16 protein-coding genes are annotated in these 18,515 nt (G+C 68.4%); 8 read left to right on the top strand and 8 right to left on the bottom strand.

Annotated features, from left to right (window positions below):
- Positions 1-27 precede the first annotated feature (27 nt).
- The 5 genes from NC7_RS01490 to NC7_RS01470 form a co-directional block, all read right to left on the bottom strand.
- Positions 28-1,719 carry an ABC transporter family substrate-binding protein gene (locus tag NC7_RS01490; protein ID WP_067977844.1) on the bottom strand — a complete coding sequence of 564 codons (1,692 nt, stop codon included), beginning with the start codon at positions 1,717-1,719 and terminating at the stop codon, positions 28-30.
- Positions 1,716-3,407, bottom strand: a complete 1,692-nt coding sequence (locus NC7_RS01485) for an ABC transporter family substrate-binding protein (protein ID WP_067977842.1) — start codon at positions 3,405-3,407, stop codon at positions 1,716-1,718. The genes NC7_RS01490 and NC7_RS01485 overlap by 4 nt, the downstream gene beginning before the upstream one ends.
- Entirely contained in the window at positions 3,404-5,266 is a 1,863-nt protein-coding gene (locus NC7_RS01480; protein WP_067977840.1) for an ABC transporter ATP-binding protein, read from the bottom strand. The genes NC7_RS01485 and NC7_RS01480 overlap by 4 nt, the downstream gene beginning before the upstream one ends.
- Positions 5,263-6,204 carry an ABC transporter permease gene (locus NC7_RS01475; RefSeq protein WP_067977838.1) on the bottom strand — a complete coding sequence of 314 codons (942 nt, stop codon included), beginning with the start codon at positions 6,202-6,204 and terminating at the stop codon, positions 5,263-5,265. The genes NC7_RS01480 and NC7_RS01475 overlap by 4 nt, the downstream gene beginning before the upstream one ends.
- A 70-nt stretch (positions 6,205-6,274) precedes the next feature.
- Positions 6,275-7,252 carry an ABC transporter permease gene (locus tag NC7_RS01470; protein ID WP_067977837.1) on the bottom strand — a complete coding sequence of 326 codons (978 nt, stop codon included), beginning with the start codon at positions 7,250-7,252 and terminating at the stop codon, positions 6,275-6,277.
- Between the two features lie 77 nt (positions 7,253-7,329).
- Between NC7_RS01470 and NC7_RS01465 the strand changes: the two genes are divergently transcribed.
- On the top strand, positions 7,330-8,166 hold the full coding sequence (locus NC7_RS01465) for a Cof-type HAD-IIB family hydrolase (RefSeq protein WP_067977835.1): 837 nt from the start codon (positions 7,330-7,332) through the stop codon (positions 8,164-8,166).
- Positions 8,167-8,368: 202 nt separating this feature from the next.
- Here NC7_RS01465 and NC7_RS01460 read toward each other — a convergent pair whose 3' ends face one another.
- A complete protein-coding gene (locus NC7_RS01460; protein WP_067977833.1) occupies positions 8,369-10,906 on the bottom strand; it encodes an N-acetylmuramoyl-L-alanine amidase in 2,538 nt (845 codons plus the stop codon).
- A gap of 286 nt (positions 10,907-11,192) precedes the next feature.
- Between NC7_RS01460 and NC7_RS01455 the strand changes: the two genes are divergently transcribed.
- Positions 11,193-12,839 carry a SpoIID/LytB domain-containing protein gene (locus NC7_RS01455; protein ID WP_236573188.1) on the top strand — a complete coding sequence of 549 codons (1,647 nt, stop codon included), beginning with the start codon at positions 11,193-11,195 and terminating at the stop codon, positions 12,837-12,839.
- A 163-nt stretch (positions 12,840-13,002) separates the two neighbouring features.
- On the opposite strand, the gene NC7_RS01450 is transcribed toward NC7_RS01455, so the two are convergent.
- The gene (locus tag NC7_RS01450) at positions 13,003-13,503 is read right to left on the bottom strand and encodes a MarR family winged helix-turn-helix transcriptional regulator (RefSeq protein ID WP_067977830.1); all 501 of its coding nucleotides are present in this window, start codon (positions 13,501-13,503) and stop codon (positions 13,003-13,005) included.
- A 104-nt stretch (positions 13,504-13,607) separates the two neighbouring features.
- Here NC7_RS01450 and NC7_RS01445 point away from each other — a divergent pair, with 104 nt between their 5' ends.
- Entirely contained in the window at positions 13,608-14,531 is a 924-nt protein-coding gene (locus NC7_RS01445; protein WP_067977829.1) for an EamA family transporter, read from the top strand.
- 13 nt (positions 14,532-14,544) lie between these two features.
- Here the strand turns inward: NC7_RS01445 and NC7_RS01440 are convergent, their stop codons facing one another.
- Positions 14,545-15,171: a TetR/AcrR family transcriptional regulator gene (locus tag NC7_RS01440; RefSeq protein ID WP_067977827.1), complete on the bottom strand. Its 627-nt coding sequence runs from the start codon at positions 15,169-15,171 to the stop codon at positions 14,545-14,547.
- Positions 15,172-15,273: 102 nt separating this feature from the next.
- Here NC7_RS01440 and NC7_RS01435 point away from each other — a divergent pair, with 102 nt between their 5' ends.
- From NC7_RS01435 to NC7_RS01415, 5 genes are all read left to right on the top strand, one after another.
- Positions 15,274-15,990, top strand: coding sequence for an SDR family NAD(P)-dependent oxidoreductase (locus NC7_RS01435; protein ID WP_067977825.1), 717 nt, complete (start codon positions 15,274-15,276; stop codon positions 15,988-15,990).
- 68 nt (positions 15,991-16,058) lie between these two features.
- A complete protein-coding gene (locus tag NC7_RS01430) occupies positions 16,059-16,814 on the top strand; it encodes a MerR family transcriptional regulator (RefSeq protein WP_067977936.1) in 756 nt (251 codons plus the stop codon).
- Positions 16,815-17,046: 232 nt separating this feature from the next.
- Entirely contained in the window at positions 17,047-17,502 is a 456-nt protein-coding gene (locus NC7_RS01425) for a hypothetical protein (RefSeq protein WP_067977824.1), read from the top strand.
- A gap of 30 nt (positions 17,503-17,532) precedes the next feature.
- The gene (locus tag NC7_RS01420) at positions 17,533-17,943 is read left to right on the top strand and encodes a hypothetical protein (RefSeq protein WP_067977822.1); all 411 of its coding nucleotides are present in this window, start codon (positions 17,533-17,535) and stop codon (positions 17,941-17,943) included.
- A gap of 24 nt (positions 17,944-17,967) precedes the next feature.
- Entirely contained in the window at positions 17,968-18,513 is a 546-nt protein-coding gene (locus NC7_RS01415) for a hypothetical protein (protein WP_067977820.1), read from the top strand.
- Positions 18,514-18,515 lie beyond the last annotated feature (2 nt).

Below are 18,515 nucleotides of genomic sequence, written 5' to 3'. Positions count from 1 at the left end.
TGAGTCCTTTCCCTGAGCCGACCGGAATCATTTGACGAAGCCGATCTTGGTGTAATCGGCCGAACTGAGCCCGAACGCGCCGAAGTTGGCGAGATTCTCGCGAACCGCGACCGCACCGGCGGACTGAACGATGGGCAGCGAGAACCCCTCTTCGAAGATCATCCGGTCGGCTTCGTTGGCCAGTTCGATCGCCTTGCGCGGATCGAGCTCGGCGATGATCTGATCGATCAACGTGTTGAGTTCGGGGGAACCGATTCTGCCGAAGTTGCTCAACTTGTTCGCCGGATCGTAGGCATAGATCTGCGGCAGCGCGCCCAGCGGGAAAATGCTCTTCGACCAGGCGAACTGGGCGATATCGAAGTTGCCGGGCTCGATGACGCCGCTGAAGAAGTTCGTGCCGGGATAGGTCTCGATGTGCGCCTTGACGCCGATCGCCGCGAGATTCTGCTGCACGATGGTCGCGATGCGCACCTGGGTTTCGTGCTGCGGCAGCGCATCACGGATCTCGAGTCGGCGGCCGTCCTTCTCGCGGAACTCACCGTTGAGCTTCCACCCGAGGTCGTCGAGCATGCGAGCCGCCGCAGCCGGATCGAAGGTCACCGACTCGGCATTGTCCTGGTATCCGGTCTGGCCGACGAGATACAGGTGGTTGTTCAGCGGCTTCGGGTTGCTCACCACGCCGTTCTGCACCGCGGTGGCGATACCCTGCCGATCGATACCCTTGGAAATCGCGATGCGTAGTCGCGGGTCCGCCAGGATGGATCCGGGGGCTCCGTTGAACGTGATGTGAGTGAAGCTGTTCGCCGGGGCGCGACGAACCTGGACGCCGACGGTGTTGGTGGCGATCTTGATGTCGTCGGCCGTGCTCAGCGGTTCGACGGCGTCGAGTTCGTTGTTCTGCAGCGCGTCGAGCTGGGCCGACGAATCGAGAATGCTGTAGACGACCTTGTCGAGTTTGGGGGTGTCACCCCACCATTTCGGATTGCGGCTCAAAGTGATCCGCTGCTCCGGGCGATCGATGTGGGTCACCATGAACGGCCCCGCCGAGAGCGGCATGTCGTTGCGGTAGAAGTCGTCGAACGCCTGGGGAGACGACGTGCTCTGCTGCGGCAAGAGCGGATTGAACAGCCCCTTCCACTCCGCGTAGTGCTCGGCGAAGGTGACGACGGCCTGCCTGTCGTCGACGCCACGTTCCACCTTCTCGACGCTGCTGTAGGCGTGGGTCGCCGCTACCTCGAAGGCGGTATCGCGTCCGCTCAAAGCGGCGGCCTGGGAACGGAGGTCGTTCCAGGTGATCGGTGAACCGTCCGACCACACCGCCTTCGGATTGATCGTGTAGACGATCGTCTGCGGGTCGGTCGCGGTGAGTTCCACCGAAGTGAAGTAATCGTGGTCGACCTCGAGATTTCCGGCCGCGTCGGAGGTCAACGTGCCGGGCAACGTCCAACCGGTCACGTCGCTGACGTAGCCGTCGGCGTCGACATGGCTGCTGTTGAACGTCGCGGGAAAGTTGGGAATCGCCAGGCGCAGGGTGCCGCCGTCCGCGATCTCGTCCCGCGATTTCGGGTTGATGTCGCTGGTCGCGCCGATATCGCTCGACCCTGCTTCCATCGCCGAGTCGTCCCCACAACCACCCGCTGCCAGGGCCAGGACCAGGATCGGTGCGGCGACCCGTAATCCGGCGCGGCGCAGCCGGGATCCATGGACCGCTGTGGTCATTCGAGGAATCCGATCTTCGTGTAGTCGTAGGTGGCCAGTCCGGGTGAACCGATATTGGCCAGCGTCGCGCGGGCGCCGACGCTGCCGTCGGATTGCATCAGTGGCAGGGAGTGGCCTTCTTCGAAGACTTTGCGGTCGACTTGATTGGCGAGTTCGACGGATTTCTCCGGGTCGAGTTCGGTGAGGGTGCGTTCGATGAGGGCATTGAGTTCGGGGGAGCCGATGCGGCCGTAGTTGCCCTGCAGGTCGGTGGGGTCGTAGTAGTAGATCTGGCGGATGCTGCTCAGCGGGAACGGGTCGCCCTGGAAGATGAATTGGGCGGCGTCGAAGTCGCCGGGCTGGATGACATCGGTGAAATAGCCCGCGCCGGGCTTGGTGTCGATGGTCAGGCCCACGCCGATCGCGGCCAGGTTCTGCTGGATGATCTGGGCGATCTGCACCCAGGTCGGGTCGTTGTACATCACGTCGCGGATGACGAGTTCGCGGCCGTCCTTCGCACGGACATCGCCGTTGAGTTTCCAGCCGAGAGCGTCGAGTTCGCGGGCGGCGGCCTCGGGGTCGTAGCCGAGGCTGTTGTCCTGGTAACCCTTCTGGCCCTGCAGGAAGATGTGGTTGTTCAGCGGGGCGGGCTTTTCGACGAGACCGTTCTGCAGGGCGTCGACGATGTGCTGCCGGTCGATGGCCTTCGAGATGGCCACGCGCACACCCTCTTCGGCCAGGATCGAGCCGGGCGCGCCGTTGAAGGTGATGTGGCGCCAGCGGTTACCCGGCGCGCGGCGCACGACGAGTCCGTCGGTGCCGCGCACGGTCTGCACCTCGTCGAGGGTGGTGAGGCGGACCAGGTCGAGTTCGTTGTTCTGCAACGCCTGCACCCACGACGAGTGGTCGAGTACCCGGTAGGTGATGTTCTGGAGCACCGGCTTGTCGCCCCACCAGCGGGGATTGCGGCCCAACGTGATCCGGCCCTGTCCGCGATCGGTTCCGGTGACGACGAACGGTCCGGCCGAGAGCCCCATCGCGTCGACGAGGCTGGTGTTGAACGCCTCGGGCGTGCCGGTCACCGACTTCGGGTACAGGTTGGTGTTGCCCGCGAACTGTCCCCGCCAATCGGCATAGGGGGTGTTGAAGGTGAGGACGGCCTGCCGATCGTCGACCCCGCGCTCCACTTTCTCGACGAATTCGAAACCGTTGGTGATCGCGATCAGGTACCGCTTGTCACGCCCGCTCAGCGCGTTGGCCTGGCTGGCGAGGTCCTCCCAGGTGATCGGCGTACCGTCGGACCACACCGCCGCCGGGTTGATCGTGTAGGTCACCCGCATCGGGTCGGTGCCGGTCAGCGCCACTTCGGTGAAGAAGTCGGTATCGACCGTGAGTCGGCCCGAGGCGTCGACCTCGAACGCGCGCGGCAGCATGGTCCGCACGATCTCGCCGATCTCGCCGTCGTTGCCGTCATTGGACAGCGTGTTCCAGTTCGCCGGGTAACTGGTGACGGCCAGGCGCAGATTCCCGCCCTCGCGCAACTCCTCGACCCCCCTTGGGTTCACGTCGCTGGTATCGCCGAGCGTCGCGGAGAAGCCGTCGGCGGTGCCACCACCGTCACCGCAACCCGCCACGATCATCCCGGCGGCCACCACCACGGCCGCACAGCGCAACCGGGCACCGTGCGTGCGTAAGCGTCGGGTTCTCATGGCGTCTCCTCCAAGGTCTCCCCGCTCACCGCGGGTTCGGGCACGGCCGCGATCAGCGAGCGGGTGTACTCGTGCCGAGGATTCGCGAAAATCTGCTCGGCCGGACCGGATTCGACGATCTTGCCGCGCAACATCACCGCGATGTCGTGGGCGAGATTGCGCACCACCGACAGGTCGTGCGAGACAAACAGATACGACAGCCCGCGCGCGGCCTGCAGGTCGCGCAGCAGATTCAGCACACCGGCCTGAATCGACACGTCCAGCGACGACACCGGTTCGTCGAGGACGAGCAGCTGCGGATCGAGTGCCAACGCCCGCGCGATGCTGATGCGCTGTTTCTGCCCGCCCGAGAAGTCCGACGGGTACCGGTCGGCGTGCTCGGGTCGCAGATCGACCAGCCGCAACAATTCCGGCACCCGCTTGTTCACCTCGTCGCGGGAGCGGCCGTCGATGCGCAGCGGTTCAGCGAGCACGTCGAAGATCGGCAGGCGCGGGTCGAGCGAGGCGCTCGGGTCCTGGAAGACGATCTGCATCCTGCGCCGGATCTCGCGGGTCTGCGCCTTGGTGAGGGCGGCGACATCGTGGCCGAGCACCTCGATCGAACCCGATTGGGGGCGAACCAGATCCATGATCTGAGTGAGGGTGGTCGACTTGCCCGAACCGGATTCGCCGACCAGCGCGAGGGTGCGGCCCGCCCGCACCTCGAAACTGATCCCGTCGACCGCGCGCACCTCGCCGGTGCGTCGCCGCAGCAGCACACCCGAGCTGAGCGGGAAGGTTTTCACCAGGTCGGTGACCCGCAGGACCGCGTCGTCGGTGCGGTCGGGCTGCGGTCGGGCCGTGATGTCGGCGCGGTAGGCGTCGAACAGTTCCGGCGTGCCGAGTTCGGCGGTGCGGACGCAGGCCGCCGAATGGCCGGGGCTCACCCGTTCGAGCGGGGGCTCGGCGGCGGTGCAGTCGTCGATGGAGACGGGGCAGCGCGGCGCGAACGAACACCCCGGCGGCAGGGCGTGCATGGCGGGCGGGGCGCCGACGATCGGGATCAGCGGGGCGCGCGCGGGACCGTCCATGCGGGGGATGGACCCGAGCAGACCGACCGTGTACGGCATGCGCGGCGCCGCGAAAAGCTCCGTGACCGGCGCGGTTTCGACGACTTTTCCGGCGTACATCACCGCGACCCGGTCGGCCAGGGTCGCCGCGATGCCCATGTCGTGGGTGATCATGATGACGCCCGCGCCGGTGATGTCGCGCGCCTTGCGCAGCAGGTCGAGGATCTGCGCCTGCACGGTGACATCGAGCGCGGTGGTCGGCTCGTCGCAGATGATGAGGGCAGGATCGTTGGCGATGGCCATCGCGATCACCACGCGCTGGCGCATACCGCCGGAGAACTCGTGCGGGAAGGCCCGCGAACGCACCCGGGCATCGGGGATGCCGACGAGTTCGAGCAGCTCGATCGCCTTGTCGGCGGCTTCCTTGCGGCTCATGGTTCCGTGCGCGAGCAGGGCCTCGGCCACCTGGTCGCCCACCCGGTACACCGGCGTGAGCGCCGAGAGCGGGTCCTGGAACACCATGCTGATCGAGGAACCGCGCAGCTTCGACATCTGCTTGTCGCCGAGGCCGAGCAGTTCGCGGCCACGCAACCGCACCGAACCCTGCACCCGAGCCTGCTCGGGCAGCAACCCGATCACCGCGAGCGAGGACACCGACTTCCCGGAACCGGATTCGCCCACGATGGCGAGGACCTCACCGTCGGACACGGTGTAGTTCACCCCGCGTACCGCCTCGACGCGGCCTTCCTCGCCGGGGAACGAGACCCGCAGGTCGGTGACCTCCAGCAGCGGTGCGGTCGAATTCGTCATCGCTTCTCGTCCTTACGCTCGGCGCTGTCCTTGCGCCATTTGCGCGCACCGCGGGCGCCGGGGTCGAACGCGTCGCGCAGGCCGTCACCGACCAGGTTGGCGCACAACACGATCGTGATGAGCAGGCCACCGGCGAACAGGAACAACCACGGATAGGTGAGCGCCGACTTGGTGCCCGCCGCGATCAGCGAACCCAGCGACACGTCCGGCGGCTGCACACCGAAACCGAGGAAGCTCAAACCGGTTTCGGCCATGATCGCCGCACCGACGGCGAGGGTGGTGTCGATGATGAGGATCGATGCGATGTTCGGCACGATGTGGCTCACGATGATCTTGCGTGTCGGCGCGCCCATATACCGTGCGGCTCGGACGAATTCGCGATCACGCAGGCTCAGGGTGAGACCTCGGATGATGCGCGCGGCGATCATCCAGCCGAACACGCTGAGCAGCACGATCAGGATCAGGATGGATCCGGAACCCTTGGTGCGCGGGGCGAACAGCGCGATGATGATGAAGCTCGGCACCACCAGCAGCAGGTCGACCAGCCACATGATGGCGCGGTCGGTCCAGCCGCCGAGCAGCCCGGCCACCGCACCGGCGGTCGCGGCGATCACGCTGGAGAACAGGGCGACGCAGAAGCCGATGATGAGCGATTTCTGCAGGCCACGCAGGGTTTGCGCGAGCACGTCCTGCCCGATCTGGGTGGTGCCGAACGGGTGCTCGAGGCTCGGCGGCTTCATCAGCGCCTTGTAGTCCATCTGCTGGTAGTCCCACGGCAGCAGCGGCGGCAGCGCGAAGCTGACGATCAGCAGCAGCACCAGGATCACCGCACCGGCCACGGCGGGCTTGTTGCGCAGGAAACGGCGCCACACCAGTTTGCGGCGCCCGGCCGCCGCGACCTCGGGTGCGCCGACGACGATCAGTTCGGTCTCTGTCATGCTGCGTCCTTTCGGCATGATCGGGCGCCCTGCGTGGTTACGCAAGCTACCGCCTCCGGGCGCTGACCGCTCATGCCACCCGCACCCTCGGATCGAGCAGGGCGAGAACGATATCGGAGAGCAGACCCGAGATCAGCACGACGAGCCCGGCGAACGCGGTCACCGTCACCACCACGTACAGGTCCTGGGCATTGATCGAATCGACCAGCCACTCACCGACACCGTGCCAGCCGAAGATCTTCTCGGTGAAGGTGGCGCCGGTGATGAGACCGCCGAGGCTGTAGGCGAAGATCGTCGCCATCGGGATCAGCGCGGTGCGCAGGCCGTGTTTGTAGAGCGCCCGATTGCGGGTCAGGCCCTTGGCTCTCGCCGTGCGGATGAAGTCGCTCTGCAGGACGTCGAGCATGGCGTTGCGCTGGTAGCGGCTGTACCCGGCCATGCCGCCGAGGGCGAGCGCGAGCGTCGGCAGCACCAGATGCTGTACGCGGTCGACGATCTGATTCCACAACCCGGTGATCTCGGTGGCCGAGGTTTCACCCGTGTAGAGGAAGATCTGGCTCCCGGTGAGCGTATTGATCTCCAGCGCACCGTATTTCAGCAAGGTCGCGAGCAGGAAGATCGGTGTGGACAGGATCAGCAACGACAACACCGTCGAGAAGTAGTCGCTGAATTTGTACTGTCTGATCGCGCCCGCCGCGCCGATCAGCACACCGAGCACCGTGCCGATGATCGATCCGAGGATCAGCAGCCGCAGACTCACCGCGACCCGTCTGCCGAGTTCCTCACTCACCGGCTGCCCGGCGAGGGTCTTCCCGAAATCGCCGTGCGCGACACCGCCGAGCCAGGTGAGATAACGCTGCGGGATCGGCTCGTCGAGATGCAGTTCCTCGGCCTTGGCGTCGATCACCGACTGCGGCGGACGTGGATTGCGCTGCTCGAGACTGTCGAGCGGGCGGAAGGTGAGCGAGGCGAGGCTGAACGTCAGAAACGAAGCCAGCAACAGCAGCACGAGATAGTTCAGCGCGCGCCGTACCAAGAAGCCGGTCATCAGTCCCCTCTGGATCGGGTGATCAAGCCCTGATCATAAGGACGGTCCGGCGCCGCCGCGTGCCGACGTGCGGCAGGATGGAAACGATGACGAGCACGCACCCCAAACCGAAGCTGGTCGCCACCGACGTCGACGGCACCCTCATCGACGACGCCGACCGGATTTCGCCGCGCACCAAGGCCGCCGTCGGCGCTGTTCTCGCCGACGGGGCCACTTTCGTGCTCGCCACCGGTCGGCCGCCGCGCTGGATCGACCCGGTGGTCAGCGAGCTCGGCTACGCACCGCTGGCCATCTGCGGAAACGGCGCCGTCGTCTACGACAGCGCCACCGACCGCGTGCTCGCCAGCCACACCCTCGACACCGAAACCCTCGGCTGGCTCGCCGACATCGCCGAGCGCGCGTTACCCGGGTGCGGTCTGGCCGCCGAACGGGTCGGGGTGAGCGCGCACGACGCGGCGACGCCGCAGTTCGTCAGCTCGCCGACCTACGAACATGCCTGGCTCAATCCCGACGACACCGTCGTCTCGCACGCCGAGGTGATCGACGCACCGGCCATCAAGATGCTGATCCGGCTCAGCACGGCCCGCAGTTCCGAGATGCGCGCGGCACTGGCCCCGCTCATCGGCGACCGGGCCGAGATCACCTACTCCACCGAGCACGGGCTGATCGAACTCGCCGTGCCCGGGGTCACCAAGGCATCCGGGTTGGCCGAGGTGGCGCGGCGGATGAGTGTGCGCGAGGACGAGATCGTCGCGTTCGGGGACATGCCGAACGATGTGCCGATGCTGACGATGGCCGGGCACGGGGTGGCCATGGGCAACGCGCACCCCGAGGCGCGGGCGGCGGCCGACGAGGTGACCGGCACCAATGTCGACGACGGGGTGGCGATGGTGCTCGAGCGGTGGTGGACGTAGGGATGCTCGGCCGCGGTGAGCGGCGGGCCACTGCCGCCCTGTTCCCGCTCGATGCGCACGGTGCGGCGGTCGACCTGTCGGCACGTACAGCAACACCTGGATAGCGCGGATCAGGCCATCTTGCCGTCGGATACCTTCAGGCGGCCGACGACGACAGAGCCGGTGCCTCGTCTGCGGAGGCACCGGCTCTTGTCGCGAAAGGTCAGCCGACGGGAGCAGGCGCGGCGGGCGACTGTGCCGGAGCCCCCTGCTCAGGGGCCTGCTGTACGGCCGGTGGCGGCGGACCAGCGGGTGCCTGCGAACCTGCGGGCGGCTGCGTGGTCGGCACCTGCGGGTCGGTCGGTGCGGCCGCTTCCGGAGCGCCGGGTTCGGCCGGGACCGTCAGGCCCAGCGTCGGCGCGGTGGTCGGCGGCGCCTGTTCCGGCTTGCCGCCGTTCATCTCCTGCTCGTAGGTCTCGTTATAGGTCTTCCAGAAGGTGGTGACGATGCCGGTGAGCTCGTTGAGCACCAGCGAACCGTTCTGGAAGTCCGTGCGAAGACCGTCGGGGACCAGGTACGAACTGCCCGTCGGCGGGCCGAGCACGCCCGCGTCGGCACCCAGACTCAGATAGCGGTCGAGGATCGCGCCGACCACCTCGAACACCTGGCCGTTCTCGCCCGAGTACACGAACCCGTTCGCGAACTTCGCGTACTGACGCCCACCCGCACCCGCGAGCAGATCCGCCTGCGGCGCGCCGAGCGGACCGTCGGCACCACCGCGGCTCACCCAGTGCTTGGCGATCGGATTCTCACTCGACAGGCCGAGGAACTTGTCCACCAGCGCGCCGAGTTCGGCCATGTTGCCCTGCGGCGCCCGCGCCTGATTGCTCGGCGGCCGATGCGGGTTGCTCGGCGCGTCGTAGGTGACCGAATTGCCCGCGGCGATGGCGCGAATGCGGTCCATCATGGCGTAGGCGGCGTCGCCGGGGCAGTCGGTGTTGCCCACGTCGCGGTGCGCGAACACCACCGGCAACTCCACCGCCTCGTCCTGGGCGTACGGGGTGAACTCCGTGCCCTCGGAGTACATGACGGTCTCGCCCTCGGGATCGAGCCCGGCGATGCCGGTGCGCCAACCGATGAACCGCCCGATCGCGGTGATCGCCTCGTTGCTCGGCTGCTCGTTCTCGTAGTTGCCCATCAGCGCCACCCCGGCGGTGTTCTCGTTGAACCCGCCCGCGTGCGCGCCCTGCACGTCCCGATCCAGGCCGCCGTAGCGGCCCTCGAAGATCTGCCCGTACTGGTCGACGAGGGCGTTGTAGCCCATGTCGCACCAGCCGAGAGTTTCGGCGTGATAGGCGTAGATCGCGCGCACGATGCCCGCCGACTCGGCCCGGCTGTAATCGTTGCGACCCGCCGTGTGATGCACGGTGACGCCGCCGATCCCGTCGTCGTAGGTGGGTTCCTGGCAGCGGATCGACTCGTCGGCACCCCACTGCGCCCGGGTGATGACCTTGGGCCCACCGCCCGGCAGCGCCGCCGCCACATCGTTGAGCGCGGCGTCGATCGCCGCCCGGCCCGGATTGATGAGCACCGCCTTGAGCGCGGCCTCGGTGAGGTGCGCCGGGTCGTGATCCGGGCCTGCGGTCGGCTTACGGGTCACCAGCATCTGCACGGCGGTCGTCTCGCCGACGTAGATCGGTTCCGTTCCGGTCGGCGCGTCGGCCGGGGTCTGATCGGTGGCGCGGGTGTCGATCGGATCGGCGTTGTACCAGGGCCCCCAACTGCCGTCGGGCTGGCGGGCCCGCAACTTGGTCGTGGTGTTGACCAGGTCGCGCGCGGTGAGCGCGACCATGCTGAACGGGGTCTCCTGGGTGAGCTCCTTGACCTGGGCGCCGACCTCGTCGATGAGTTCCGGGTCGACCGCGCCCGGTGCGAGCGCCGGGGTGTCGGGGGTGGTGCCGGGTTCCAGGTTCTCCGGGTCGGCGATGAATTTCGCTCCGGCGGGGAGGTTTCGGGCCGCCGGAGCTTGGGCCTGCGGTTGCGCGCCGGGTTGCGGTGCTCCCGGTGGCTGAGCCTGCGCGGCGGGCGCACCCGGTGCCTGGGCAGGTGTGGGAGCGCTCGGCGGCTCGGCAGGTGTCGGAGCAGCCGGAGCTTGGGCGGGTGCGGGAGCGGCCGGTGCAGGGGCTTGGGCAGGTGCGGGGGCGCTCGGCGGCTCGGCAGGTTCGGGAGCGGCTTGGGCTTGGGCTGGTGCGGGAGCAGCTGGTGCGGGAACGCCCGCAGGTGCTCCGCCTTGCGGAGCCGCGGGGACACCTGGCGCCGGTGGGGGAGCCGCTGGTGGCGCGGCGGCAGGGGGAGCCGTCGGCACCGCCGTGCTCGGCGCCGGGGGGCGACCGGCCTGGGGCGCAGCGCCGGGAGTGGCGGACGGGGCGGCTTGCTTCGGCGTCGACGGCGCCTTGGTAGGGAGCTGGGGTAACGGGATCTCCGTCGGCAGCGCCACGCCCGGCGGTGCGGGGATTCCGGGCGGAATCGGGATCGAGGACGGGAGCCCGAGCATGTGCAGGTCCGACAGGTGCAGGTCGGGCAGGTCGAGGCCGGTCAGATCACGCAGCGGGATCGTGATGTCGGGCACCGACGTGAGCGCGACCTCCGACAGCTCCGGCTGCACGGCCGCGAACTGGGAATCGTTCGTGCTGCGGTAATCGGTCGAATCGCTGAGCGCGAACGCGCCGATCGGCGCGGCGACCGCGAGGGTCGTGACCACCGGTAGCACGTAGGAACGTTTCGGCTTTCGGTATCGCACGTGCCTCTCCAATCAGGGTCGAGCTCGTGTTGTCTGCGGCTGGCGCCGCTGGTGGCCGTTACTCACCGGCAAGTGATGCTTGCTTCCTCTTGCCCCACGCACCACACTAGTTAACATACGTCACACATCTAAACCTCAACTCGAGAGTTATGTGATTGCTCGAATGTAGCCCTCGGAACCCGCTCGGCGACGACGACATGCCGACGCGAGCTCCGCCGGTAGAACCCCCGAACCGTGGGAGCGCAGGATGAGAGCGGATACCTCGATCACCCGCAAGACCCGTCGCGGCACCCGCCGCCGAGCGGTCCCGATGCTCGCGGCGCCACCACTTCCGGTGCTGGTCGGCGGCACCGCCCTCGTGCTCGCCGGGGCGCTCGGCCTGTGGCAGCTGATGCCGGGCGAGGTCGCGCCGACGGTCGGGGCGGGGCACGGGCGCGGCATGAGTCAGGTCGGCGCCTTCGACAACGCGCGCGCGGGCTGGCACGCCGAGGAGATCCTCGGTCACTACTACCCCGGAGCGGAACTCGGGCAAATCGGAGCAACCACCATCGGGGTGCGCCTGCAGGCCCAGGACGACGCCACCCTCGACACCTATGCCGCCGCGGGCGCACAGGTCGCGGGCCGGATGATCGGACCCGGCGAAGCCGCCCATCTCACCCCCCTGCCCGACGGCGGTGCCAGTGTGGTGGTGACCGCGGGTTGCGACGGAGAAGTGTTGTGGCAGGCCGCGACCGACGACCCCTACGTCTATCCGATCGGCGCCGGTCCTGGCCGACCGGCCGACGAACACCTCGTGCTGTGCGGTGGCACGGGCTATCGCGGCGCGCTCGGCGTCGCGCTGGAGAACGGCTCGTACCGGACCGTCAACCAGGTCGATATCGAGGACTATCTCGCCGGTGTGGTGCCCGCCGAAATGCAGGCGAACTGGGCCGATCAGGGCGCGTTCGAAGCGCTGCGCGCCCAGGCGATCGCCGCCCGCTCCTACGCCCTCGCCGAGGACCGCTACCCGTACGCGCAGACCTGCGATACCACCGACTGCCAGGTGTACCCCGGCACGGTGAAGGAAGACGCGCGAACCACCGATGCCGTCGCCGCCACCGCGGGCACCGTGCTGCTGCGCGACGGCCTGATCCTGCGTTCGGAGTACTCCGCCGCCCCCGACGGCGGCCGCCCCGCCGACATCGAGACCTTCGCCGTCGGCCCGGCCCCCGACGACCTGATCGAATCCCTGCCCATCCCAGCGCTTCCCGAGCTCCCCGCCGACCCCGTCCCGACCATCGAAGCGCTCGCGGGCGAGTCGGTGATCGACACCGAATACCGCCGTCTCGGCGGCCCCGGTAGCTCGATCGGTGCCCCCATCGGCCCGGAAATGATGCTGCCCCAACGCGCGGGCACCTACCGCCTCTACACCAACGGCGTCATCGTCGCGACGAAGACTCTCGGCGCCCAGGTGGTCGACTTCTCCACCCTGCTCCAGCTGGTGCCCGAGGTCGGTGAGCAGCTGCCCGGGTCTGCCGGGACGGGACCGAAAGCCGGTGGGACGCAGACTGATACGCCGGTGGAAGGCGCACCGCGGCTACCGAACCTGGCCGACGTGGGCCCAGCTCCCGACCCGGGCCCGAATCCCGCTACCGACCCGAACGGTGGCGTCGATCCGAACGCCGCCGCCCCGCCCGCTGGCAGCGTTCCGGAATCGACCGGCTCCGACCCGGCCCCGAACGCCGCCACCGACCCGAGCGGTGGAAGCGCGCCCGCCCCGAGCGGCGCCGACCCGGCGCCGGGTGCGGAGGCGAGCAGTGGCGTCGACCCGAACCTCGCGCCGGAAGACGTCATCGAACCGGACCCGGGCGCCGTCCCGCCACCCCTGCGGGCGAACGCGGTCCCGACCGAATAGCGCACCGGGGACCGACCCGGTCGAGCCTGAGGGCCGCCACCTTCGGCGACTCGGCCGCAGGGTATCGCAGTCGTCGGCTGAAGTGCGGCACGCGGCCGAGCGCGCTCGCCACGTCCTTTCCGCCGACCTCGATCGTCTGGCGGGAAATGCTGCCGTCCGCCTCTCAGCTGATCGACGTGTCGCCCATGCCGATCGACAAGGTGCGGAGCAGGGCGGCGAGGGCGGCGCGGTCGTCGGGGGCGAGGCTGGCGAGAAGGCGTTCCTCGTTGGCGACGTGCAGGGGGAGCAGACGGTCGACGAGTTCGGTGCCCTTGTCGGTGAGCTGGACGAAGACCGAGCGGCGGTCGTCGGCGCAGGGGACGCGCCGGACCAGGTCTTTCGCGGCCAGCCGGTCGATGCGGTTGGTGATCGCGCCGGAGGTCACCATGGCGGCGCGGTTGAGAGCACCCGCGGTGAGGCCTTTGGTGCCACCGGAGCGGCGCAGGGTGGCGAGTACGTCGAATTCCCAGCGCTCCAGGTCGTGCTGACCGAAGAACGTGCGCAGTTCCTGATCGAAGCGGCGGCCGAGGCGGGTGATGCGACCGATCACCGCCATCGGCGAAACATCGACGTCGGGGCGTTCGCGATTCCAGTGCTCGACTATCGAGTCCACGGCATCGGACATGCGAGTTCCTCTCTCCGTTGAATATCTCAACATTCATCTACTTGACGCTGAGGCATCGCCAGGAGTAGATATTTCAACGTTGAGATTATCAATCAGGAGCGAACATGACGACCGCAACTCGCCCCCACGGCGACGCCCGCACCCTCGCCCTCGCTGCCCTCACGCCCATCGCCTGGGGTTCCACCTACGCCGTCACCACCGAATTCCTCCCACCCGACCGGCCACTGTTCACCGCGCTCATGCGGGCGCTCCCCGTGGGTCTCGTCCTGCTCGCCATCACCCGCACGCTCCCGCGCGGCATCTGGATCGGCCGCGCCGCCGTGCTCGGAGCGCTCAACATGGGCATCTTCTTCCCGCTGCTCTTCCTGGCCGCCTACCGGCTCCCCGGTGGTGTGGCGGGCGTGCTCGCCGCGATCGCGCCCATGTTCGCGCTCGGTTTCGCCGCCGTCCTGCTCGCCGAAAGCCCCACCAGCCGTAAGGTTCTCGCCGCGCTGATTGGTGTGTTCGGCGTGGGACTGGTCGTCCTGCGCGGCACGGTCGAGCTCGACACCGTCGGCCTGCTCGCCGGTCTCGCGGCCGCCGCGTCGCTCGGTGCGGGCACCGTGCTCGCCAAGAAGTGGGGACACCCGGCCGGTGTCGGCCCCCTCACCGTCACCGGTTGGCAGCTCACCGCGGCGGGCCTGATCATCACCCCGCTCGCGCTGTTCATCGAAGGCGCGCCCCCCGCCCTGGACGCCCGAGCCGTCGGCGGTTACCTCTACCTCGGCGTCATCGGCACGGCCCTGGCCTACTGGCTGTGGTTCCGCGGCATCGCCCGGGTATCGGCCACTTCGGTGTCCTTCCTCGGCCTGCTCAGCCCCGTCACCGCGGCGGTGATCGGCTGGATCGCCCTCGGTGAGGCGCTGACTCCGCTACAGATCCTCGGCCTCGTCATCGCCCTCGCGGGCACAGTCCTCGGCCAGATCCCCACCAAGTCTGTCCCCACGCCGATCATGCGCACGGCGGGAGAGCCGGTCGCCGCTCGGTGAGTCCGGCGGGAAGTCAGCCGCGCATCGCCTGCATCAACTGGTCCTCCGTGAGGGCCGGAACCGGCAGGGGGTGCGCGGCTTTCGCGCGAAGCCCGTCCAGGATGAGGGCGAGATTGCGGCGCCAGAGGTCGGGGGCGATATTCGCGGTCGCGGCGAGAACACTGGTGTGGGACCAGGTGATGAAGGCGATGTCCTCGAGCGTCCAATCCGAGCGCAGGGTGCCGGAACGCTGGGCGCGCACCACGATTCGGCGCATCAGATCGTGGCCGTGCGCGCGGGCGCGCTCCAGTGCCGGGCTCGGCGGACTGCGCAGCGCGAGTTCGCCGAGCACGCGGTCCTCGGCGTGCAGTGCGCAGATGCCTTCGACCAGGAAGACGAATGCCTCCCACGGGTCGTCGAGTTCCAGTGCCCGCTCGGCGATGTGGGCGCCCGCCCCGACCCGGTCGTCGACGGCGGCGGCGATGAGTTCGTCGCGGGTGGGGAAGCGGTTGTAGAGGGTGCCGATCGCGACGCCCGCCCGCGCGGCGATGTCCTTGAGCGGCGCGTCGAGGCCGCGTTCCTCGAAGAGTTCGCGGGCCGCCGTGACCAGGGCGTCGCGATTGCGCTTGGCGTCGCTGCGCAACGGCTTGTCCTCGGGCATTCGCCGATCCTACAAATCGGCCTGCGGAATTATCTTGAGCCTGGGTTCAAGTTAGTGTTGAGTATCAATCTGAACCAACACTCAACTTGATGGAGCGGTCGGATGGGCACACTCGCGATCTTCGGATACGGACCAGGACTCGGCGCGGGAACAGCGCAGGTATTCGGGCGCAACGGCTTTCGCATAGCGGCTGTCGGGCGGAACGCCGACACGGCCGCCGAGCGGGTGACGCGGTTGCGGGCGGACGGGATCGAGGCCGAGTCGTTCACGGCCGATATCACCGACCCCGCCCAGCTGAGCGAGGTGATCGTGCGCATCGAGCAGCAGCTGGGACCGATCGACGTGGCGGTGCACGCGGCTGCCGCCGGGATATCGGTGCGCAGCGAGTCGACCCGGGCGGTCGACCGCGCCGCGCTCGAGGTGCCGTTCGCGCTCAAGGTGTACTCATCGATCCAGCTCGCCCGCGAACTCCTGCCCGGCATGCTCGCGCGCGGTCGAGGAGCGCTGCTGTTCTCTTCCGGCGCATCCGAGGCGAACACGCAGCCCTACCTGGCGAATATGGGAGTGGCGCTCGGCGCGCAGCGGGCCTACGTCCGCCAGCTCGCTGCCGAACTCGACGGCACCGGCCTCTACGCCGGGCTGCTCGCGATCGGCGCGCTCATCGAGAACAGTGCGGTGCAACATCAGGTCGACGCGCACCCCGAGCTGATTCCCGCCGGGATGGTGCTGCCACGGATCGGCAATGCCGAACTCGGTGCCGAGTACTGGCGGATGTACACCGAACGCGACACGGTCGAGGTCGAGATCGGGTTCTCATAATCGGTGTTGACCTTGACGTAACGTCAACTTGCAGACTGGTCTCATCGACGGGAAAGGAGCTGGTCGTGGTGGGTGAGTGGTCTATTCAGGACCTCGCGAAGGCTGCGGGGACCACCAGCCGCACCCTGCGCCATTACGGGCAGTTGGGGTTGTTGGAACCGAGCCGCATCGGGGCCAACGGCTACCGCTACTACGACCAGAACTCCCTCGTTCGGCTGCAGCGCATTCTGCTGCTGCGCGAACTCGGTCTCGGCCTTCCGGTGATCGCCGAGGTTCTCGCCGGTGAACAGAACACCACCGACGCGCTGCGCACGCACCTGGAACTGCTTCGGCAGCAACAGGATCGGATCGCGCGACAGATCGAGTCGGTGGCGACCACGTTGCACAAGACGGAAAGAGGTGAACCGCTCATGGCCGCAGAGGTCTTCGACGGTTTCGACCACACGCAGTACAAGGAAGAAGTCACCCAGCGCTGGGGCAAGGAGGCCTACGAGAGCGGCGACCGCTGGTGGCGTTCGCTGAGCGACGAGGGCAAGCAGCGGTTCCTGCAAACCCAGCTCGACATCGCCACCGACTTCGGAAAGGCGCACGCCGCAGGCCTTCCCGTGGCAGGCGACACGGTGCAGGCCATCGTCGAACGGCACCGTGCCTGGCTCGGCGACGGCACCCAGGGCCGTCCGGTGACCAACGAGTACCTCGTCGGCCTGGGCGAGATGTACGTCGCCGACCCACGTTTCCGGAAGAACTACGACGTGCACGGCGACAACACCGCCGAGTACATCCGGGACGCGTTCCGCGCGTACGCCGCCGCGCACCCGGCGTAGGGGTCGGCGGGTTCGCGACGAAGTGGTGAACTGGCGGCCGCGTCCGGATGCTCGTGTCCGGACGCGGCCGATCGCGTGGTGCGGCCGGTGACGGCCGGTAGGCTCCCCTCGACGGCCGATACGGTGGCTGTCAGGGACAACCGGGGGAGCAATGCACAATCAACAAGGGCCGCAAGGGTTTCCGCCGAGACTGCGGCGCCGCCTGCTGGATTGGTCGCCGCCAGGTGGCGCCATGAGCGCGGGCATCCTCGCGATCTGTGGCGGTCTCACCGGACTCGTGATCGCGCAGACGGGGTACTCGGGGCTGCGCGTCGTGGAAAGGTTGCGCGACCCCGAGGTCGACCTCGACTGGGACCGTATGCAACTCGAGAACCAAATGGAACTCTGCACCGGGGCCGTCTTCGCCGTGCTGCTGGGACTCGGCGGTGTGCTGCTGCTCGCCCGGCGCCCGGCGGGCGTGACCATGGTGACCATCGGCAGCGGACTGGGAACGTTCGTCTGCCTCGGCCCGCTGGCCACGTATTCGGTACTCGCGTCGAAGCTCATGTTCGTCGGAATGTCGGCGGTGTCCGCGCTGATCCTGGTGCTCGTGGTGCTGCCGTCGACCCAACGATGGATCGACGCGCGCCCGAAACCCCAGCTCACCCCACCGAACGGCCCACACCCGGCGGTTGCGCCGTATAACTGACTCCGAACGACGACAAGTAGCGGGGACAGTGTGGAGCAGGTGCGGCCGGAGGGGCCTTCGCGCGCGGTGACCGCGCTGATCGCGGGCTGGCTGGGGGTGCTGGTCGGTGTGGCGGGCATCGTCGTCGGGGTGGCGACGGCGGTGTTGCGCACACTCGGGCGCCAGCTCGATCTCGACTACGTCGGCGCGGGAATCGTCGGCGGCCTCGGCGTGGTGTATCTGCTCGGCGCGGTGCTGTTGCTGCGGCGGCGGATGCTCGGCAGACGGGTGCTGCTCACGATGGCGGCGGTGATGGCGGGGGCGACCGGACTGGTGATCGTGCTGAACGGGGCGAGTCACGGCTGGCGGTTCGGTCCGCTGGACTGCTGGCTCGGCCTCAATGTGGTGATCCTGGTGTGCAGCGTGATCGAGCCGACGCGCCGCTGGACGGCGACGCGGTAGCGGCGGACGGGATACGGTCGGACCATGCTCGAGCGGGAAAAGACAACGACTCTCGGTGACGTGACGGCCGTCGCCGCCGTGACCCTCGGCGCGCTCGCCGCCCTCGCGAACCTGCTCGGCGCGGCGTATGTCCTGCGCACGTTCTTCGGCGACTCGGCGGCGGTCGACGACTCGCTCGTCCTGTTCACCACCCTCGGCGCGCTCACCGCCGCGTTCGCCTTCGGCTACGGCGCGCTGCTGCTCGCCCGCCGCGACGACACCGGACGCTTGGTACTGATCGTCGCCGCCGCGGCCCAACTCGGCCTCGGGCTGCTCGCCCTGCTCGCCACGCTCGTCGGCTACGACTCCGGATACGGCATCCACTGGTTCGCCGACCAGTCGGTCCTGCGCTCGATCCCCGTCGGTCTCGGCGGGGTGCCCGGCGCGGTGACGGCGATCGTCAACCACAACTGGACCGCCGCCGCCACCGCGACCGGTCTCGGCGCGATCGTGCTGCTCCTGGCCGCCGTACCGCCGACAGCGACCTACACGCGCGCACGCCGGGCAGGTGTTGTCGGACCGGCCGTATAGTT

It is taken from the genome of Nocardia caishijiensis NBRC 108228, assembly GCF_001612825.1.
Lineage (GTDB): Bacteria > Actinomycetota > Actinomycetes > Mycobacteriales > Mycobacteriaceae > Nocardia > Nocardia caishijiensis.
Note: the sequence above shows the minus strand (reverse complement) of the source record. Positions and strands in the feature narration are given on the sequence as shown.